The following is a 17,593-nucleotide window of genomic DNA, read 5'->3' on the forward strand; positions in this document are numbered from 1 at the left end:
CGCTTGCGGCTATCCGCCATTCCCAGGGTTTTCTCGGGGCCGTGATGGGACAGGGTGAGCGGCGGATAACGCCGTTGGCGTTATGCGCCCTACGGCTCCTCGCGCAGGGTGGGCGGTAGGGCGAATAACCGCTTGCGGTTATCCGCCATTCCCGTGGTTTTTCTCGCGCCGTGAGGGGACAGGGTTGTCGCGGTCCGTCGCGGAGGATACGGGGATATCCGTTGATGGCGTCTCGACCGCCTCAGTGCGAGGTTCCCTCCGCATAGCCGATCTTGTTGCCGACGTTGTACTTGCCCGACGGCTTGTTCATCGGCAGTCGCTTCACTTCCTCCAGGCTGTGCGCGTCGTAGACCACCAGCGCGCCGTCGCGGTCCCAGACGCTGAGCAGGGCGTAGCGGCCGTCGCGGGTGAACTCGACGTGGCCGGCGACCTTGCCCGGGCTGGGGCGCAGGCGATGGGCGATTTCCAGGGTCTGCTTGTCGATCAGCAGGATCTCGTCGTGTTTCTTGCCAAGGAAGGTATCGGTCCAGGCGTAGGGCGAGTCGGCATGGCTGCGCATGAAGAAGCCGGGGCCGTCGGTGACGATTTCCTTCAACGGCTTCCAGTTTTGCAGGTCGATCACCGAGATCACCCCGCGGCTGATGTTCGGCGTGGCGAATACCCAGCGCCCGTCGCGCTTCCAGTAGATGCCCGAGCCGAGGTGCGGCATGCCCGACAGCGGGATCGAGGCGACCCGCGCGCCGCTGTCCAGCTCGATCACCTCGCCGCCCCTGGCCTGCCGCGAGCTGCCCAGCAGGTAGCGGTAGTCGGGGCTGAAGGAGAAGTCGTCGAGGTAGTCGGCCACCGCCAACCGTTTCGGCGCGACCGGCTTGCCGTTGGCATAGGGCAGCTCCCACAGCTCGTGGACGTCCTTCAGGGCGACCACGAAGCTGTGCCGCGGCGGTGCCGTGTATACCGCGCTGACCCGCGAGGCCTGGCCCTGGGCGTCGGCCGCCGGGATGACCTGCACCAGGGACAGGTCGCGGGCGTCCAGCAGCACCAGGTTGCCGGGCAGGTAGTTGCCCACCAGGACCCAGCGCCCGTCGTCGCTGACCGCCAGGTTGCGCGTGTTGAGGCCGGCGCGGACCTCGGCGACCACCTTCAGGTTGTACAGGTCGTAGAGGGTTACCCAGCCGTCGCGCGAGGCGAAGTACACCAGGCGCCCGTCCGGGGAGAACTTCGGACCTCCGTGCAGGGCGTAGCGCGAGGGGAAGCGGGCGATGGGCTCGAAGCGATCGCCGTCGAGGATGGTCACGTGGTGGTCGCCGGACTCCACCACCACGAACAGGTTCAGCGGGTCGGCCTCGAAGCGGGGCCTGGACGGCAGGGTGGCGAGGGGATGCGGCTGAACCTGGCTGGCCCGGATGTCCTCGGCGCTCCACTGCGGTTCGCGCGGCGGCGCCTGGTAGAGATAGGCGACCAGGGCGTCCGCCGCGGCGTCGTCCAATTGACCGGCAAAGCCGGCCATCTGGGTTGCCGGGCGACCGTGCAGGATCACCTCGCGGGCCTGCGCCGGCTTCAGCCGCGAAAGGCTTTCCGGGAGCAGGGTCGGGCCGCTGCCGCCGAGCCGCCCGGCGCCGTGGCAGGCCTGGCAGTGCTGGCGGTAGAGCGCTTCCCCCGGCGCTTCGCCGGCCTGTGCGAGGGCGCCGAGGAGCAGGCCGAGGGCGAGGCCGATCAGGCGCATGCGACGGCCTCGCGGCTGACCGGCGAGCCGGCGCCCAGGTATGACGGATGCGCCATCGCGCGCTCGGCGAAGAGCGCGACCACCTGGCCGACGACGATCAGCGTCGGCGGCTTCAACTGGTAGCGTCGCGCCAGCGCCGGCAGCTCGGCAAGGGCGCCGCGGGTCACCTGCTGGCCCGCCTGGGTGCCCTGGCTGACCAGCGCCGCCGGGGTGTCGCTGGCGAGGCCGTGCTCGACCAGGCGCGCGGCGATCTCGGCGAGGTTGCCCAGGCCCATGTAGAACACCAGGGTCTGCTTGCCACGCGCCAGGCCGGCCCAGTCGAGGTCGAGGCGGCCGTCGTTCTGCAGGTGGCCGGTGACGAAGGTGCAGGACTGGGCGAGGTCGCGGTGGGTCAGCGGGATGCCGGCGTAGGTACTGCAACCGGAGGCGGCGGTGACGCCGGGGACCACCTGGCAGTCGACGCCGGCTTCGAGCAGGCGCTCCAGCTCCTCGGCGCCGCGACCGAAGATGAACGGGTCGCCGCCTTTCAGGCGGACCACCCGGCGTTGCTGCCGGGCCAGGCGCACCAGCAGCTCGTTGATTTCTTCCTGCGGCAGGCTGTGGTGGCCGCAGCGCTTGCCGACGTAGATGCGCTGGCAGCTTTCCGGCAGAAGGGCGATCAGCTCGCGGGCGACCAGGCGGTCGTAGACCACCACCTCGGCCTGTTGCAGCAGGGCCCAGGCGCGCAGGGTGAGCAGGCCCGGATCGCCGGGGCCGGCGCCGACCAGGGCGACGCTGCCGGCAGGGAAATCGACATCGAGGAGGGACGGCGGAATCACGGTAGTGTTCATGAGGCTTTCCTTAGACGGCGTGCAGCGCGATGCGCTCGAGGCCGATTTCCTGATCGCTGAGGTAGCAGCCGGGGTCTTCGCCCCAGAGTTCTCCGCCGGCCCAGGCGCGGGTGCGGGTGTTGCCGTTGCAGATGTCCAGCCAGCGGCATTGGCTGCAGCGCCCGACCACCGGTCGCGGGCGCTGGCGCAGTTGCAGGAGCAGCGGGTCGGGGCGCTCGAACCAGAAGTCGGCGAAGCGCTGATGGCGGATGTTGCCGACGCTGTGGTGCCACCAGTAGCTGTCCGGATGCACCTCGCCGGTGTTGTCGATGTTGGCGATGCCCTCGCCCGAGGCGTTGCCGCCCCAGTCCAGCAGCAGCTCGCAGAGACGCGCCAGTTGCTGCGGGCGGCGGCGCTTGAGCCAGTCGAGGAGAAGGATCGCGTCGGCGTCGTTGTTGCCGGTGACGAAGTCGCTGTCGCGCCCCTGCCGGATGTCCTCGTCGGCCCGTTCGAAGAGCAGCGCGAGGGCCTCGCGGGTGCGCCGGTGGTGGGCGTCGAGGGCGCGGCTGCGGCGGCCGCGGCCACTGTAGTTGAGGTGCGAGAGGTAGAACTTCTGCACGTCGAGTTCGCGCATCAGGTCGAGCAGTGCCGGTAGTTGCGCGGCGTTCTCCTCGGTCAGGGTGGTGCGCATGCCGACGCGGATATCCGCCTCGCGGCACAGGCGCATGGCCGCCAGCGCGGCGTCGAAGCTGCCCTGCTTCTGGCGGAAGCGGTCGTGGGTCTCGCGCAGGCCGTCGAGGCTGATGCCGACGTAGTCGAAGCGGGCCTCGGCGACGCGCTGGATGTTGCCTTCGTCGATCAGCGTACCGTTGCTCGACAGCGCCACGAACATCCCGGCCTGGCGCGCATGGGCGGCGATCTCGAAGAGGTCCGGGTGCATCAGCGGCTCGCCGCCGGAGAGGATCAGCACGCGCACTCCGGCGGCGCGCAGGTCGTCGATGCCGCGAAGGATTTCCGCGGTCTCCAGCTCGCCACGGAAGTCGCTGTCGGCGGAGGTGGAGTAACAGTGCTTGCAGGTCAGGTTGCAGCGCCGCAGCAGGTTCCAGATCACCACCGGGGCGCGCCTGCCGCCGGCGCGGCGCGGCGTCGGCGCGTCCTCGGCGAGGCTGCGCAGGTAATGGCTGATCCTCAGCATGGACGTTCCTCCTTCTGCGCCAGGCGCAGGCCGGTCTTCTTCAGGATGCGGCTGCTCACCAGCATCTCGTCGGCGCGACAGTCCTCGCCGAGCAGCAGGCGGATCTGCTGGCGATAGCCTTCGATCTCCGCTTCGCTGCGGCCGTGAACCATGGCGAACAGGTTGTAGCGCCACTGCGGCAGATGGCGCGGGCGCCGGTAGCAATGGCTGACGAAGGACAGCCCGCCGACCAGCCGGCCGAGGCGTTCGATGCGTTCGTCGGCGACGTCCCAGACGGTCATGCCGTTGTGCCGGTAGCCAAGGCGATAGTGGTTGGGCACCGCGGCGATGCGCCGGATCACCCCGGCGTCGCGCAGGCGCTTCAGCAGCGCCAGAGTCTCCGCCTCGCTCAGCCGCAGTTGCGCGGCGATCCACGCCCAAGGGTCGGCGACCAGCGGCAGGCCGGCCTGGGTCAGTTCGATCAGGCGGCGGGCGAGCAGGGCGTCAGAGGGGGAAATGCAGGCCGACATGGTAGGTCGCCTCCTTGGGCAGGTCGAGTACCGCCAGCCCGCTCTCGCGCTCCAGCCGTGCGAGGGTCTCGGCGACCTCCGCCGGGCTGTCGCAGGCGACCACCAGCCACATGTTCAGGGCGTGCTCGCGACGGTAGTTGTGGGCGACCTGCGGCCAGCCGGCGAGCAGCGCGGCGATTTCTTCGAAACGCGCCTCCGGCACGCTCATGGCGGCCAGGGTGAAGGCACCGCCGAGGGGCTCGATATCGAACAGCGGACCGAAGCGGGTCAGGGTGCCGTCGTCGAGCAGGTCGTCGAGGCGGCGCAGGATGTCTTCCTCGCGGCAATCCAGCTCGTCGGCGAGCAGCGCGTAGGGGCGCGGCTCCAGTGGCAGGCCGTGTTGCAGGCGGTTCAGCAGGCGCCGGTCGAACTCATCCATGGCGGCGCTCCAGGTCGGCCGGCGGCGCGGTGTAGCGGCCGCCGCACTGCTTGTAGGCGCGCAGGCTGAACAGCCAGCGGTGCGGTATCTGGCGCAGGGCGTGGCGCTCCAGCAGGGCCTCGATCTGGCGTTCCACTTCGCCGCGCTCGCGGCCGTGGATCATGCAGAACAGGTTGTATGGCCACATCGGCAGGCGACGCGGGCGGCGGTAACAGAGCGAGACGATCGTTTCGTGGGCGAGGGCGCGGCCGACGGCGTCGACCTCCGCGTCGGCGACGTCCAGCACCAGCATGGCGTTGGCGGTATAGCCCAGGGCGCGGTGGTGGAGGATCACCCCGAAGCGGCGGAACAGGCCGTCTTCGTCCCAGCGGCGGACCTGTTCCAGCACTTCGTCTTCGCCGGCGCCGATGCGTTCGGCGAGCACCCGGTAGGGCCGGCTGGCCAGCGGCAGGCCCTGTTCCAGCAGGTAGCGCAGGTGTTGCCGCTGCGGCGCGGCGAGGGGTTCGACGGGGTTCATCGGCTGGCCTCCAGGGGAAACGCGAGGTCGATGCAGTAGGCTTCCTGCATCGGCAGGTCGAGGGGTTGCAGGCCGGTGTCGGCGGCGATCTCCGCCAGTACCCGGTCGAGTTGCGCGCGGTCGCCGGCGGTGAGAACGAACCACAGGTTGTAGCGGTGTTCGCGCTGGTAGTTGTGGTTGACCTCGGCGTACTGGCTGATGCGCTCGGCGACCCGTTGCAGACGCTCCTCGGGCACCGCCAGGGCAGCCAGGGTGCTGGCCCCGGCGCGTTGGTGGCGGAGCACCGGGCCGACCCGCGACAACGCGCCGTCGGCTTCCAGGCGACGCAGCCGTTCGAGCACCTCGGCTTCGCTGCAACCCAGGGTCTCGGCCATCCGCCGATAGGGTTCCGCGCAGATCGGCAGGCCTTTCTGGTAGCGGGCGAGGAGGCGGCGGGAGAGGTCGTCCATGGTGCCTCCTAGAGTCCGATGTGCTGGGCGCGGTGGCTGAAGAAGATGCCGCTCGGGCTGCGGGCCGGAAGGCTGCCGATGCGCTTCAGGCGGTACGGGTCCCAGACCTGCAACTGGTCGGCGTCGCGCACCGAGATCCAGACCTGGTCGCCGCGCCCGCTGAATTCCATGTGCAGTACGCCGGGGCCAGGGCGCAGGGTTTCGATCACTTCGTGGGTCTCGCTGTCGATGACCTGCACCTTGTCGTTGTCCGGGTAGGCGAAGTTGACCCAGATCTGCCGGTCGTCCGGTCGAGTCATGACGAACACCGGCTGGCCGGCGACGTCGATGGCGTCGGTCTGCTTCCAGTCGCGCGCGTCGAGCACCAGCACCTGGTGATGGCCGACCGCCGGGACGAAGGCCTGGTCGCTGGCGATGGTCCAGCCCTCCAGGTGCGGCATCTTGTACACCGGCAGCTTGCGTTGGCCGCGGCCGTAGTCGCCGAGTACGCGCCTGACGCCGCGCTCCGGGTGCCAGAGGTCGAGCTGGGCCATGCCGTCCTCGCCGAACAGCCCGGCCATGTAGTAGCGCCCGTCGGGGCTGATGAGGGCGTCGTAGGGTTGCTTGCCGATATCGCGGAAGCGGGTCAGGTGCGGCGTGTCGCCCTGGCTGAAGTCGGCGATCCAGATCTCGCCGCTGTCGAACAGGCTGAACACGAAGCGCTGCCCGGGCGCGTCGACCAGGCCGACCACCCGGGAGTTCCTGTCCTGGCCGGGGAGGCGGGTGGCGGGAATCTCGGCGACCAGCTCCAGGGTGCGGCTGTCGAACACCTTGACCCCGCCCGGCTCGTAGTTGGATACCGCGACCAGCCGACCGTCCTGGCTGATCGCTCCGCCGATGCTGTTGCCGCCCTGGATCAGGCGCTTGTCGATTCGCTGGGCCAGCAGGTCGAGCTTGGTCAGGCCGCCGTCGCGACCGAATACGTAGGCGTAGCGCTGGTCGCGGGAGAACACCAGGGAGGCGTGGGACAGGTCGCCGAGGCCTTCGACCCGCGCCAGCGAGGTCTTCGCCGTGCCGTCGAGGATCTGCACGCTGCCGTCGGCGCGTTCGATCAGCACGCCGAGGTCGCCGCTGCCGCGCAAGGGCGGCTGCTGGCTACAGCCGGCGAGCAGGGCGAGGAAAAGCGGCGCGAGGGGACGCAGGTTCATGGGGCGATCTCTCCTTCGATCAGGCGGTCCACCAGCCAGCCGGCGTCGTCTTCGCTGAGCAGGCCGGCCCAGGGGGGCATCGGGGTTTGCGGACGGCCCATGAGCACGGTGGCGACCAGCGATTCGCGCGGCTTGCCGCGCAGGGCCTCGGGGGTCAGCGCCGGGCCGAGGCCGCCGGTCAGGCGCAGGCCGTGGCAGGAGCCGCAGTCCTGCAACAGCAGGTGACGCAACTGGGCCTGGCGACGGGCATCGGGATGCTCGTCGGCCAGGCCCGGAAGAGGACAGGCGAACGTCAGCGCGAGGGCCAGCCACAAGGCGTGGCTGGCGGCGCGCCGGAAGTCCGGAGGGGCGTTCATTTCTGCGACAGGACCCACTTCGCCAGGGTCTGCGCCTCGTCGTCGCTGACCGCGTTCGGCGGCATCGGGATCGGGCCCCAGACGCCCTGGCTGCCGTTCTTGATCCGCTGCGCGAGTTCCGCTTCGGCGCCGGCCTGGCCGGCGAACTTGGCGGCGACGTCCTTGTAGGCCGGGCCGACCATCTTGGTATCGATGGCATGGCAGGCCACGCAGCCCTTGTTCTTGAACAGCACTTCGGGGTCTTCGGCCCAGGCGCCCTGGGCGAGCAGGGTGCCGGTGGCGAGCAGCGAAAGCAGTGCGTACGGTTTCATCACGGTTCCTCGTAGGGGGGAGCGTGCGGGGCGTGCCCCGCACGCGGGTCTCAGTACACGTCGTGCTGGGTGTTGTAGACGTTGAACTTGCCGGTCGGGGTGATCAGCCGCGGGTCCTTGACCACGGCCTTGAGCTTCAGGGTCTTGTCGTCCACCACCACCAGCGCGGAGCTGTCGTTCTTGCCGTTCCACACCGAGAACCAGACTTCATCGCCGCGCTTGTTGTACTCGGGCTGCACCACCCGCTTGGCGCCTTCGCCGAGATCGGCCCATTCGGCGATCGGCAGCACCTGGTACTTGGCGTCGAGGTTCTTCAGGTCGAACACCGCGACGCTCTGGCTGATCCTGGCGTCGGGGTTGAAGGTGGTGTCGACGTAGAGGTGCGAGGACTTCGGATGGGTCTTGATGAACAGCGAGCCGCCGCCCTGGCCCTGTAGTTCGGCGACTTTCTTCCAGGCGTACTGCGGATGGTTCTTCGGATCGGTGCCGATCAGCGAGATGCTGCCGTCGCCCAGGTGGCTGGTGCTCCACACCGGGCCGTACTTGGGATGCACGAAGTTGGCGCCCCGCCCCGGGTGCGGGGTCTTGCCGACGTCGACCAGGGCCGACAGGCGACGGTCCTTGGAGTCGATCACGGCAACCTTGTTGGAGTTGTTGGCGGCGGTCATGAAGTAGCGGTGGCTGCTGTCCCAGCCGCCGTCGTGGAGGAACGGCGCCGCACCGATGCTGGTGACGGTGAGGTTGTCGATATCCTTGTAGTTGACCAGCAGGACCTTGCCGGTCTCCTTCACGTTGACGATGAACTCGGGGTGCTCGTGGGAGGCGATGATCGCCGCCACGCGCGGTTCCGGGTGGTAGGTCTGGGTGTCTACGGTCATGCCGCGGGTGGAGACGATCTGCTTCGGCTCCAGGGTCTCGCCGTCCATGATCGCGAACTGCGGCGGCCAGTAGGCGCCGGCGATGGTGTAGCGGTCCTCGTAGCCCTTGAACTTGGAGCTTTCCACCGAGCGCGCCTCGATGCCGATCTTGATCTCGGCGACCTTGGTCGGCTCCTTGGCCCACAGGTCGATCATGTCGATCCGCGCGTCGCGGCCGATCACCAGCAGGTAGCGGCCCAGAGTGTGTAAAAACATCCCGGTAAACCCTTGCTATGATTTCCGAGAATCTCATCGCAAGGGACGCCCATGAAACGGTTTATCCAGGGTGAACATCGAGGTCAAAGCACCTTACTTCCCGAAAGCCTCGACGACTACGTCAGCGATACCAATCCGGTTCGGGTGGTTGACGTTTTCGTCGATGAACTCGATTTGGCCAATCTAGGTTTTGATGGCGTCATTCCAGCCGAAACCGGCAGACCTGCCTACCACCCGGCGATCCTGCTGAAGATCTACATCTACGGTTACCTAAACCGAATTCAATCGAGCCGACGTCTGGAGCGAGAAGCCCAGCGCAACGTCGAACTCATGTGGCTAACCGGGCGTTTGATGCCCGATTTCAAGACCATCGCCAACTTCCGAAAAGACAACAGCAAGGCCATTCGCGGCGTCTGCCGCCAGTTCGTTTTGCTCTGCCAGCAGTTGGGGTTGTTTGACGAAAACCTGGTTGCCATCGACGGCAGCAAATTCAAGGCAGTGAACAACCGTGACCGCAATTTCACCAGCGCCAAACTGAAGCGGCGCATGGAAGAAATCGAGGCGAGCATCGGCCGTTATTTGGCTGCGCTCGATGCGGCTGATCGACAGATTCCTAGCGCCTCCGCGCCAGACATTGCCAGCCTGGAAGATAAAATCGCCAAGCTCAAATCGCAGATGAAAGAGCTTCAAGGGATCGAAACTCAGCTCAACGATTCCCCTGACAAACAGGTTTCGCTGACCGACCCGGATGCCCGTTCGATGATGACGCGCGGCAGCGGTATCGTCGGCTACAACGTGCAGACGGCGGTCGATACGCAGCACCATTTGATTGTTGCTCATGAGGTCACCAACAGAGGTTCTGACCGCGACCAACTCAGCTCGATGGCCAAGCAAGCTAGGGAAGCCATTGGCGCAGAAACATTGTCGGTAGTCGCCGACCGAGGCTACTTCAAGGGTGAAGAAATCCTCGCCTGTCACGATGCAAACATCACCGCTTATGTGCCAAAGCCGATGACTTCAAGCGCCAAGGCTGATGGCCGGTTCAACAAAGATGCCTTCGTTTATGACGCGACGAAAAACGAATATACATGCCCGGCTGGAGAGGCACTGATTTGGCGATTCTCCAGCGTTGAGAAAGGCATGAATATGCACTGTTACTGGAGTTCAAAGTGCCAGAGTTGCGCGCTGAAAACCCAGTGCACGCCAAGCACAAATCGTCGAGTAAGGCGCTGGGAACATGAAGCGGTGCTGGAGGAAATGCAACGCCGGCTGAACCAAGCACCGGAGATGATGCGGGTTCGAAAACGGACTGTTGAGCATCCCTTCGGGACGCTCAAACAATGGATGGGAGCAACGCACTTCCTGACTCGAAAACTGAATGGGGTGAGCGCAGAAATGAGCTTGAATGTGCTCGCCTACAACTTGAAGCGGGTGATGAAAATCATCGGCACCGAAGGCTTGTTGAAGGCGATGGCGGCGTAAAAGCCCAGCTTTTACTGCCCCAAGAGGTGCCAAAGCGCTTCATACGCGCTCTGAAGCGTTACCGGCGCTGATCGTGGTAAATAATCGGGAAATCGCCACGCCCAGGAGCAATGGGCTGAAGCACGCAAGATAAGAAAGTGTTTTTACACACTCTGGGCCGGAAGCGGACATCCGCGAGATATGCACGGCATAGCCGGTATCGATGACCTTGACGATCTTCTTGCTGTCGCCGTCGACCAGGGCGATCTGCCCGGCGTCGCGCAGGGTCACCGAGAACAGGTTGGGCAGGTCGAGGTCGTTGAGCTGTTTCTTCGGCCGGTCCTCCGGCTTCACCAGCACCTTCCACGATTCGCGCATCTCCGGCATGCCCCACTCCGGCGGTTGCGGCGGGGTGTGCTGGATGTACTTGGCCATCAGGGTGATCTGTTCCTTGCTCAGCTCGCCGGAGCTGCCCCAGTTCGGCATGCCCAGCGGGGTGCCGTAGGTGATCAGCGCTTCCAGGTATTGCTGGCCGCGTTGCTGGGTGATGTCCGGGGTCAGCGGCTTGCCGGTGGCGCCCTTGCGCAGGACGCCGTGGCAACCGGCGCAGCGTTGGAAGTAGATCTGCTTGGCCTCGTTGAACTCGCTTTCACTCATGTCGGGGGCACCGTTGGTGCGCACCACGTGAGCGGGATCGACGGCGGAAGCGGCACCCTGGTATTGCTCGGCGGCTTTCATGTCGTCCTTGGCGTGAGCGGTGGCCAGGCCCAGCAGCGTCAGCGAGGCGAGCAAGGTGCCCACCAGTGGCTTGCCAAATGGCATGGTCTATCTCCTCAGGAGCCCTGCGAGGCGCTCCCTTAGCAGTGTTTTGGGGGTGGCTGCGTCGGGAACTCCCGGGAATTCATGGCGCGAAAGGATCATAGAAAGCAGGGTCTTTACCCTTGCTTGACCGGAATCAAGATTGCGTTGCTTTGCGCTTGTGGCACCTTCCAACTGTGAATAGCGTGCGGTCCTAATCCCTAGCGCAGGAGTAGGACATGCGGGACGCGACACCCTTCTACGAGGCCACCGGCCATGAGATCGAAGTCTTCGAGCGCGCCTGGCGGCACGGCCTGCCGGTATTGCTCAAGGGCCCCACCGGTTGCGGCAAGACCCGCTTCGTCCAGTACATGGCGCGGCGCCTGGAACTGCCGCTGTACAGCGTCGCCTGCCACGACGACCTGGGCGCCGCCGACCTGCTCGGCCGCCATCTGATCGGCGCCGACGGCACCTGGTGGCAGGACGGCCCGCTGACCCGCGCGGTGCGCGAAGGCGGTATCTGCTACCTGGACGAAGTGGTGGAGGCGCGCCAGGACACCACGGTCGCCATCCACCCGCTGGCCGACGACCGCCGCGAGCTGTACCTGGAGCGCACCGGCGAGACGTTGCAGGCGCCGCCTTCGTTCATGCTGGTGGTGTCCTACAACCCCGGCTACCAGAACCTGCTCAAGGGCCTGAAGCCCAGCACCCGACAGCGTTTCGTCGCGTTGCGCTTCGACTACCCGGCGGCGCAGCAGGAGGCACGCATCCTGGTCGGCGAGAGCGGTTGTGCCGAGGCCCTGGCGCAGCGCCTGGTGCAGTTGGGCCAGGCGCTGCGGCGGCTGGAGCAGCACGACCTGGAGGAAGTCGCCTCGACCCGCCTGCTGATCTTCGCCGCGCGCCTCATCGGCGACGGCATGGACCCGCGCGAGGCGTGCCGGGTGGCGCTGGCCGAACCGCTCTCGGACGACCCGGCGACGGTGGCGGCGCTGATGGACATCGTCGATCTCCATGTCGCCTGATACCGTCGAGCGGCGCCTGCCCGGCGACCTGGCGATGTGGTTCTTCATCCTCGCCGAACTCAGCGTGTTCAGCCTGCTGCTGCTGGCGTTCGCCGGCGCCCAGGCCTGGCAGCCGGAGCTGTTCCGTGCCGGCCGGGAGCAACTGGATAGCCGCTGGGGCCTGTTGCTGACCGTGGCCCTGCTCAGCTCCGGCTGGCTCGCCGCGCTGGCGGTGCATGCGGTGCGCCGCGGACGGCCGCGCCAGGCGAGCGGCTGGTTGCTGGCGGCGCTGCTGCTGGCGCTGGTCTACGTCAGCCTGAAGCTGCACGAGTACGGGCGGCTCGCCGATCTCGGCCTGGACATCGAGCACGACACTTTCTTCACCCTCTACTGGTGCCTGACCGGCTTCCATTTCCTCCACGTCCTGCTCGGCCTGCTGATCCTCGGCTGGCTGGCGCGGGCCTGCTGGCGCCGGTGTTATACGCCGCAGGCTTGCTCGGGACTGGAGTCGGGAGTGCTCTACTGGCACATGGTCGACCTGGTCTGGGTGCTGCTGTTCCCGCTGGTCTACGTCCTGCAATGAGGTGCCGATGCGAACCCTGACCCTCTGCTGGCTGGCGTTGCTGGCGCTGGCCGTGGCCGGTGTGCTGCTGGGCGGCGCCGGCGACTCTCCCTGGCTGCTGGCGGCGGTGCTGGCCTGCGCGGTGGCCAAGGGCTGGCTGATCGGCGAGCGCTTCATGGAGCTGGCCCATGCCCCGGCGCTATGGCGCCGCCTGCTGCTGGCCTGGCCGCTGCTGATGGCCCTGGCGGTGGGCGCTGCGCTGTACCTGGCGCGGATGAATAACTGAGTAAATCGTTCGGGAATCTTGATTGCCATCAAGCGGGTTCGCCGCCGCCGCTTCCTAGAATCGCCGCACCACCCATTCCAGGAGGCCGCATGTCCGAGACCTTTACCAAAGGCATGGCCAGGAACATCTATTTCGGCGGGAGTGTGTTCTTCATCCTGCTGTTCCTGGCCCTGACCTACCACACCGAGAAGACCCTGCCCGAGCGCACCAACGAGGCCGCGATGAGCGCCGCGGTGGTGCGCGGCAAGCTGGTCTGGGAGCAGAACAACTGCGTCGGCTGCCACACCCTGCTCGGCGAGGGCGCCTACTTCGCGCCGGAGCTGGGCAACGTGGTCGGACGCCGTGGCGGCGAGGAGGGCTTCAACACCTTCCTCCAGGCCTGGATGAAGATCCAGCCGCTGAACGTGCCGGGCCGCCGCGCCATGCCGCAGTTCCATCTCAGCGAGGGCCAGGTCGACGACCTGGCCGAGTTCCTCAAGTGGAGCTCGAAGATCGATACCAACCAATGGCCGCCGAACAAGGAGGGTTGATGATGTCGCCCAATGGCTCCCTGAAATTCGCCTCGCAGGCGGTCGCCAAACCCTACTTCGTGTTCGCCCTGATCCTCTTCGTCGGGCAGATCCTGTTCGGCCTGATCATGGGCCTGCAGTACGTGGTCGGCGACTTCCTGTTCCCGGCGATCCCCTTCAACGTCGCGCGCATGGTGCACACCAACCTGCTGATCGTCTGGCTGCTGTTCGGCTTCATGGGCGCTGCCTACTACCTGGTGCCGGAGGAGAGCGACTGCGAGCTGTACAGCCCGAAGCTGGCCTGGATCCTGTTCTGGGTATTCGCCGCCGCCGGCGTGCTGACCATCCTCGGCTACCTGCTGGTGCCCTACGCCGGCCTGGCCAGGCTCACCGGCAACGAACTGTGGCCGACCATGGGCCGCGAGTTCCTCGAACAGCCGACCATCAGCAAGGCGGGCATCGTGATCGTCGCCCTGGGCTTCCTGTTCAACGTCGGCATGACCGTGCTGCGCGGGCGCAAGACCGCCATCAGCATGGTCCTGATGACCGGCCTGATCGGCCTCGCCCTGCTGTTCCTGTTCTCCTTCTACAACCCGGAAAACCTCACCCGCGACAAGTTCTACTGGTGGTGGGTGGTGCACCTGTGGGTGGAAGGCGTGTGGGAACTGATCATGGGTGCGATCCTCGCCTTCGTGCTGGTGAAGATCACCGGGGTCGACCGCGAGGTGATCGAGAAGTGGCTCTACGTGATCATCGCCATGGCGCTGATCAGCGGCATCATCGGCACCGGCCACCACTACTTCTGGATCGGCGTGCCCGGCTACTGGCTGTGGCTCGGCTCGGTATTCTCGGCGCTGGAGCCGCTGCCGTTCTTCGCCATGGTGCTGTTCGCCTTCAACACCATCAACCGCCGCCGCCGCGACTATCCGAACCGCGCGGTCGCGCTGTGGGCCATGGGCACCACAGTGATGGCCTTCCTCGGCGCGGGAGTGTGGGGCTTCATGCATACCCTGGCGCCGGTCAACTACTACACCCACGGCACCCAGCTCACCGCCGCCCACGGCCACATGGCCTTCTATGGCGCCTACGCGATGATCGTGATGACCATCATCTCCTACGCCATGCCGCGCCTGCGCGGGATCGGCGAGGCGATGGACAACCGCTCGCAGGTCCTGGAGATGTGGGGCTTCTGGCTGATGACCGTGGCGATGGTGTTCATCACCCTGTTCCTCTCCGCGGCCGGGGTGCTGCAGGTCTGGCTGCAACGGATGCCGGCGGACGGCGCGGCGATGACCTTCATGGCCACCCAGGACCAGCTGGCGATCTTCTACTGGCTGCGCGAAGGCGCCGGGGTGGTGTTCCTCATCGGCCTGGTCGCCTACCTGCTGAGCTTCCGGCGCGGCAAGGCGGCCGCCTGAGATGGCCTTCGCCGTCGAGCTGGAGGAATGGGTCGGCGCCCACTGGCACCGCTTCATCACCCGCCATGCCAGCGGCGAGTTCGAGGCGGCGCGGGTGACCCTGGAGAGCATGCGGCGTCCGCTCGGCATGCTCTTCCGGGCGCTCGGCGGCGCACCGGGGGTAGCCCTCGAGGCGACCCCGGCGCGCCGCCTGCTGCTACGCCGCACCTGGTTGCAGCGGGTCGCCGGGACCTGCGAGCAGGCCCCGGTGTCCTGGTTCAACGGCGACAGCCTGCGCCTGCCGGAATCCCTCGCGGTCTATCCGCAGGCCGAGCTGAACCGTGAACTGTATCGCTGGCTGGCGCTGCTGGCGGCCAGCGCCGGGCCGCTGCGGCACTGGGCCCAGGACAACCAGCGCTGGGCGCGGCAGTTGCTCGACGCCTATCCGGCGCTGCGCCCGCGCTACGCCCGGCTGGTCGCCGCGCATCTGCGCCAGCGCCCGTCGCTGGACGATTGCCCGGCGGCAGATGCCGAACTGGAAATCGCCCTGCGCCGCGCGCTTGCCGAGCCGGGCAGCGTCGAGCGCTTCCCGCGAGTCGAGCGGGCGCCCTGGCCGGTGCCGCTGTGGCTGTATCCCGGCGAGCGCTGGAGGCCTTCCGCCAGCGCGGAGGACGGCGAGGAAGCGGCCGCCGGCGCCGGCAAGCGCCAGGTCGCCCGCAGCGGAGCGCGCAAGCGCGCCGAGCGCGTCGAGGAGCGCGACAGCGAGCGCAACCTGCTGCTGTTCCGCCTGGAAAGCCTGCTCAGTTGGTCGGAGCACCTGGCCCTGGACCGCTGTAGCGACGACGAGGACGACCCGGACGGCGCGCGCGTCGCCGAAGACCTCGACTACCTGTCGCTGTCGCGCCAGCGCACGCAGAAGGGCGGCGGCCTGCGCCTGGATCTCGACCTGCCGGCCGCCGACTACGATGACCTGCCGCTCGGCCCCGGGCTGAAGCTGCCCGAGTGGGACTATCGGCAGCAGCGCCTGCTGAGCGACCACGTGCTGCTGCAACCGATGCGGCCGCGCGGCGCGACCAGCGCCAGCCTGCCTGCGCACCTGGAGAAGACCGCGCTGCATCTGCGCCGCCAGTTCGCCTGCCTGCGCGACGGCCGCCAACGCCTGCGCCAGCAGCCGCAAGGCGACGAGATCGACCTCGATGCTTGGCTCGACTTCCAGGTCGAGCGGCGCCGCGGCGGTTCCACCCAGCCAGGCCTGTTCCTCGAACAGCGGCCGCGCCGGCGCGACCTCGCCTGCCTGTTGCTGGCGGACCTGTCGATGTCCACCGAAGCCTACCTCGACGACCAGCGGCGAGTGATCGACAGCATCGTCGACAGCCTGCTGCTGTTCGGCGAGGCGTTGCAGGCGCTGGGCGACCCCTTCGCGCTGTACGGGTTTTCCTCGGTGCGCCGGCAGCAGGTGCGCTGGCAGGTGCTGAAGGACTTCGACGAAGGCTACGGCGGCGAGGTCCGCGGTCGCGTGCTGGCGCTCTCGCCGGGCTACTACACGCGGATGGGCGCGGCGATCCGCCGGGCCAGCCAGGTGCTCGGCGGGCAGCCGCAGAAGCGTCGCCTGCTGTTGCTGTTGAGCGACGGCAAGCCCAACGACCTGGACCGCTACGAGGGCCGCTACGGCATCGAGGACACCCGCCAGGCGGTGATCGAGGCGCGCAGCCAGGGACTGGTGCCCTTCTGCATCACCATCGACAAGGAGGCGGCGGACTACCTGCCCTACCTGTTCGGCGCCGACGGCTTCGCGCTGGTCGAGCGCGCCGGGCAGTTGCCCGAGCGCCTGCTCCAGCTCTATCGGCGCCTGCGCCGCTGAGAGGCCTCAGGGAGCATCGCGCGGCAACCAGAGCATCATGCCCAGGCAGAACAGCGCCAGCCCGACGCAGAACCAGGCGAAGCGCCGCTGCCGGCGACCCTGGAGCTGGTGCTGGGAAGCGCTGGGCAGCGGCATGCCGCACTGTTCGCAGGCGCTTTCCGCGCCTTCGGTTTCATGGAGGCAATACAGGCATTGGCGCATGGGCGTTCTCGCGGGCTCGACCCCGCCAGCTTGCCGGCGGACGGGCCGTGGCGCGCTTGACCGCGATCAAGCGGCGGCGCTGTTCACTCGAAGCACTCCAGGCGTTCGCGGTCGAGGATGCTGATTTCGCGGCCGTCGAGGTGGATGATGCCCTCGTCGCCGAGGCGGTGCATGATTCGCGAGAAGGTTTCCGGCTGGATCGACAGGTGACCGGCCACCAGTTGCTTGGCCACCGGGATTTCCACCCGGCAGTTCTCCCCCGGCGCGTGGGCGGCGAGGGTCAGCAGGTAGCGCACCACGCGGTGGGTGGCGTTCTTCAGGGAAAGCGTCTCGATCTCGTCGATGCGCTGGTGCAGGCGGGTGCTGAGCTTGGCCAGCAGGGCCAGGGCCAACGGGGTGTTGTCCTGCAACTGGCGCAGGTAGGCCTTGTTGGAGAAACGGAACAGCTGGCTGGGCACCACGGCCTGGGCGGTGGCCACGTAGTTCGGGGTGTCCATGAACATCATCGCCTCGGCGAAGGTGTTGCGTTCGTTGGTCACTTCAAGAATCTTCTCCTGGCCTTCCGGGGTCAGCCGGTAGATCTTCACGCAGCCGGAAATCAGGTAGTAGAAGGCGTGCGCCGGCTCGCCCTGGCGGAACACGTAGGCGCCCTTGTCGAGGTTGACCAGGTCGCTGCTGGCGAGCAGTTCCTGGAGCTGGACGGGAGAAAGCGGTTCGAACAGGTGGTGGCTTTGCAGCAACTGCTGGTGGACGCGCTGGAATTCCATGCTGGGAAGGCTCGCGATGATGAGGGGACTGGCCACTGTAGCGGGCCCGGCGCAGATCATCTTGACGCACGGCAAGCTCCCGGCGGCTGGGTGTTGCCGTCGGTCCGGCGAGCGGAACTATTACAGCGTGTAAGCCAAGGCTT

19 protein-coding genes and 2 pseudogenes are annotated in these 17,593 nt (G+C 67.2%); 7 read left to right on the forward strand and 14 right to left on the reverse strand.

The window, feature by feature from the left end; genetic code table 11:
• Nucleotides 1-241: 241 nt before the first annotated feature.
• The 11 genes and pseudogenes from nirN to nirS (LE197_RS31695) all read right to left on the reverse strand — a co-directional run.
• Complete coding sequence (nirN, locus tag LE197_RS31645; RefSeq protein ID WP_003113244.1) at nt 242-1,723, reverse strand: dihydro-heme d1 dehydrogenase; 1,482 nt, start codon at nt 1,721-1,723, stop codon at nt 242-244.
• On the reverse strand, nt 1,714-2,553 hold the full coding sequence (cobA, locus tag LE197_RS31650; RefSeq protein WP_003113243.1) for a uroporphyrinogen-III C-methyltransferase: 840 nt from the start codon (nt 2,551-2,553) through the stop codon (nt 1,714-1,716). Before cobA ends, nirN begins: the two co-directional genes overlap by 10 nt.
• A 10-nt stretch (nt 2,554-2,563) precedes the next feature.
• Complete coding sequence (gene nirJ, locus LE197_RS31655) at nt 2,564-3,727, reverse strand: heme d1 biosynthesis radical SAM protein NirJ (RefSeq protein WP_003106109.1); 1,164 nt, start codon at nt 3,725-3,727, stop codon at nt 2,564-2,566.
• A complete protein-coding gene (locus tag LE197_RS31660; protein ID WP_003084858.1) occupies nt 3,721-4,236 on the reverse strand; it encodes an Lrp/AsnC family transcriptional regulator in 516 nt (171 codons plus the stop codon). The genes nirJ and LE197_RS31660 overlap by 7 nt, the downstream gene beginning before the upstream one ends.
• Nucleotides 4,211-4,654 (reverse strand): Lrp/AsnC family transcriptional regulator, encoded by a 444-nt coding sequence (locus LE197_RS31665; protein ID WP_034039437.1) that lies wholly within the window; start codon nt 4,652-4,654, stop codon nt 4,211-4,213. Before LE197_RS31665 ends, LE197_RS31660 begins: the two co-directional genes overlap by 26 nt.
• Nucleotides 4,647-5,171 (reverse strand): Lrp/AsnC family transcriptional regulator, encoded by a 525-nt coding sequence (locus LE197_RS31670; RefSeq protein ID WP_023109588.1) that lies wholly within the window; start codon nt 5,169-5,171, stop codon nt 4,647-4,649. The genes LE197_RS31665 and LE197_RS31670 overlap by 8 nt, the downstream gene beginning before the upstream one ends.
• Complete coding sequence (locus tag LE197_RS31675; protein ID WP_003084864.1) at nt 5,168-5,620, reverse strand: AsnC family transcriptional regulator; 453 nt, start codon at nt 5,618-5,620, stop codon at nt 5,168-5,170. The genes LE197_RS31670 and LE197_RS31675 overlap by 4 nt, the downstream gene beginning before the upstream one ends.
• A gap of 8 nt (nt 5,621-5,628) precedes the next feature.
• Nucleotides 5,629-6,807: a heme d1 biosynthesis protein NirF gene (nirF, locus tag LE197_RS31680; RefSeq protein WP_003084866.1), complete on the reverse strand. Its 1,179-nt coding sequence runs from the start codon at nt 6,805-6,807 to the stop codon at nt 5,629-5,631.
• Complete coding sequence (gene nirC / locus LE197_RS31685) at nt 6,804-7,163, reverse strand: cytochrome c55X (RefSeq protein WP_003084870.1); 360 nt, start codon at nt 7,161-7,163, stop codon at nt 6,804-6,806. Before nirC ends, nirF begins: the two co-directional genes overlap by 4 nt.
• Entirely contained in the window at nt 7,160-7,474 is a 315-nt protein-coding gene (gene nirM, locus LE197_RS31690) for a cytochrome C-551 (RefSeq protein WP_003084872.1), read from the reverse strand. The genes nirC and nirM overlap by 4 nt, the downstream gene beginning before the upstream one ends.
• A gap of 50 nt (nt 7,475-7,524) precedes the next feature.
• Nucleotides 7,525-8,589: pseudogene (nirS, locus tag LE197_RS31695) on the reverse strand (nitrite reductase); the annotation flags it as partial.
• 69 nt (nt 8,590-8,658) lie between these two features.
• Here nirS (LE197_RS31695) and LE197_RS31700 point away from each other — a divergent pair.
• The gene (locus LE197_RS31700) at nt 8,659-10,089 is read left to right on the forward strand and encodes an IS1182-like element ISPmo1 family transposase (RefSeq protein WP_003291638.1); all 1,431 of its coding nucleotides are present in this window, start codon (nt 8,659-8,661) and stop codon (nt 10,087-10,089) included.
• 156 nt (nt 10,090-10,245) lie between these two features.
• On the opposite strand, the pseudogene nirS (LE197_RS31705) reads toward LE197_RS31700, so the two are convergent.
• Nucleotides 10,246-10,890 (reverse strand): annotated as a pseudogene (nirS, locus tag LE197_RS31705) (nitrite reductase); the annotation flags it as partial.
• A 215-nt stretch (nt 10,891-11,105) separates the two neighbouring features.
• Between nirS (LE197_RS31705) and nirQ the strand changes: the two are divergent.
• The 6 genes from nirQ (at nt 11,106) to LE197_RS31735 (ending at nt 16,482) form a co-directional block, all read left to right on the forward strand.
• Nucleotides 11,106-11,888 (forward strand): transcriptional regulator NirQ, encoded by a 783-nt coding sequence (gene nirQ / locus LE197_RS31710; protein ID WP_003084875.1) that lies wholly within the window; start codon nt 11,106-11,108, stop codon nt 11,886-11,888.
• Nucleotides 11,889-11,922: 34 nt separating this feature from the next.
• Entirely contained in the window at nt 11,923-12,450 is a 528-nt protein-coding gene (locus LE197_RS31715; RefSeq protein ID WP_079281408.1) for a cytochrome c oxidase subunit 3, read from the forward strand.
• A gap of 7 nt (nt 12,451-12,457) precedes the next feature.
• Nucleotides 12,458-12,715 (forward strand): cytochrome C oxidase subunit IV family protein, encoded by a 258-nt coding sequence (locus LE197_RS31720; protein ID WP_003084879.1) that lies wholly within the window; start codon nt 12,458-12,460, stop codon nt 12,713-12,715.
• A gap of 89 nt (nt 12,716-12,804) precedes the next feature.
• Nucleotides 12,805-13,245, forward strand: coding sequence for a nitric oxide reductase subunit NorC (norC, locus tag LE197_RS31725; protein ID WP_003084881.1), 441 nt, complete (start codon nt 12,805-12,807; stop codon nt 13,243-13,245).
• Entirely contained in the window at nt 13,245-14,642 is a 1,398-nt protein-coding gene (gene norB / locus LE197_RS31730; RefSeq protein WP_003084883.1) for a nitric-oxide reductase subunit NorB, read from the forward strand. The genes norC and norB overlap by 1 nt, the downstream gene beginning before the upstream one ends.
• 1 nt (nt 14,643) lies before the next feature.
• Nucleotides 14,644-16,482, forward strand: coding sequence for a nitric oxide reductase activation protein NorD (locus LE197_RS31735; RefSeq protein ID WP_042929848.1), 1,839 nt, complete (start codon nt 14,644-14,646; stop codon nt 16,480-16,482).
• 6 nt (nt 16,483-16,488) lie between these two features.
• On the opposite strand, the gene LE197_RS31740 is transcribed toward LE197_RS31735, so the two are convergent.
• Both LE197_RS31740 and dnr read right to left on the reverse strand, forming a co-directional pair.
• The gene (locus tag LE197_RS31740) at nt 16,489-16,683 is read right to left on the reverse strand and encodes a hypothetical protein (RefSeq protein WP_003113235.1); all 195 of its coding nucleotides are present in this window, start codon (nt 16,681-16,683) and stop codon (nt 16,489-16,491) included.
• Nucleotides 16,684-16,766: 83 nt separating this feature from the next.
• Nucleotides 16,767-17,450: a transcriptional regulator Dnr gene (dnr, locus tag LE197_RS31745; RefSeq protein ID WP_003113234.1), complete on the reverse strand. Its 684-nt coding sequence runs from the start codon at nt 17,448-17,450 to the stop codon at nt 16,767-16,769.
• Nucleotides 17,451-17,593: the final 143 nt, after the last annotated feature.

It is taken from the genome of Pseudomonas sp. PS1(2021), assembly GCF_020405165.1.
Classification (GTDB): Bacteria; Pseudomonadota; Gammaproteobacteria; order Pseudomonadales; family Pseudomonadaceae; genus Pseudomonas; species Pseudomonas aeruginosa.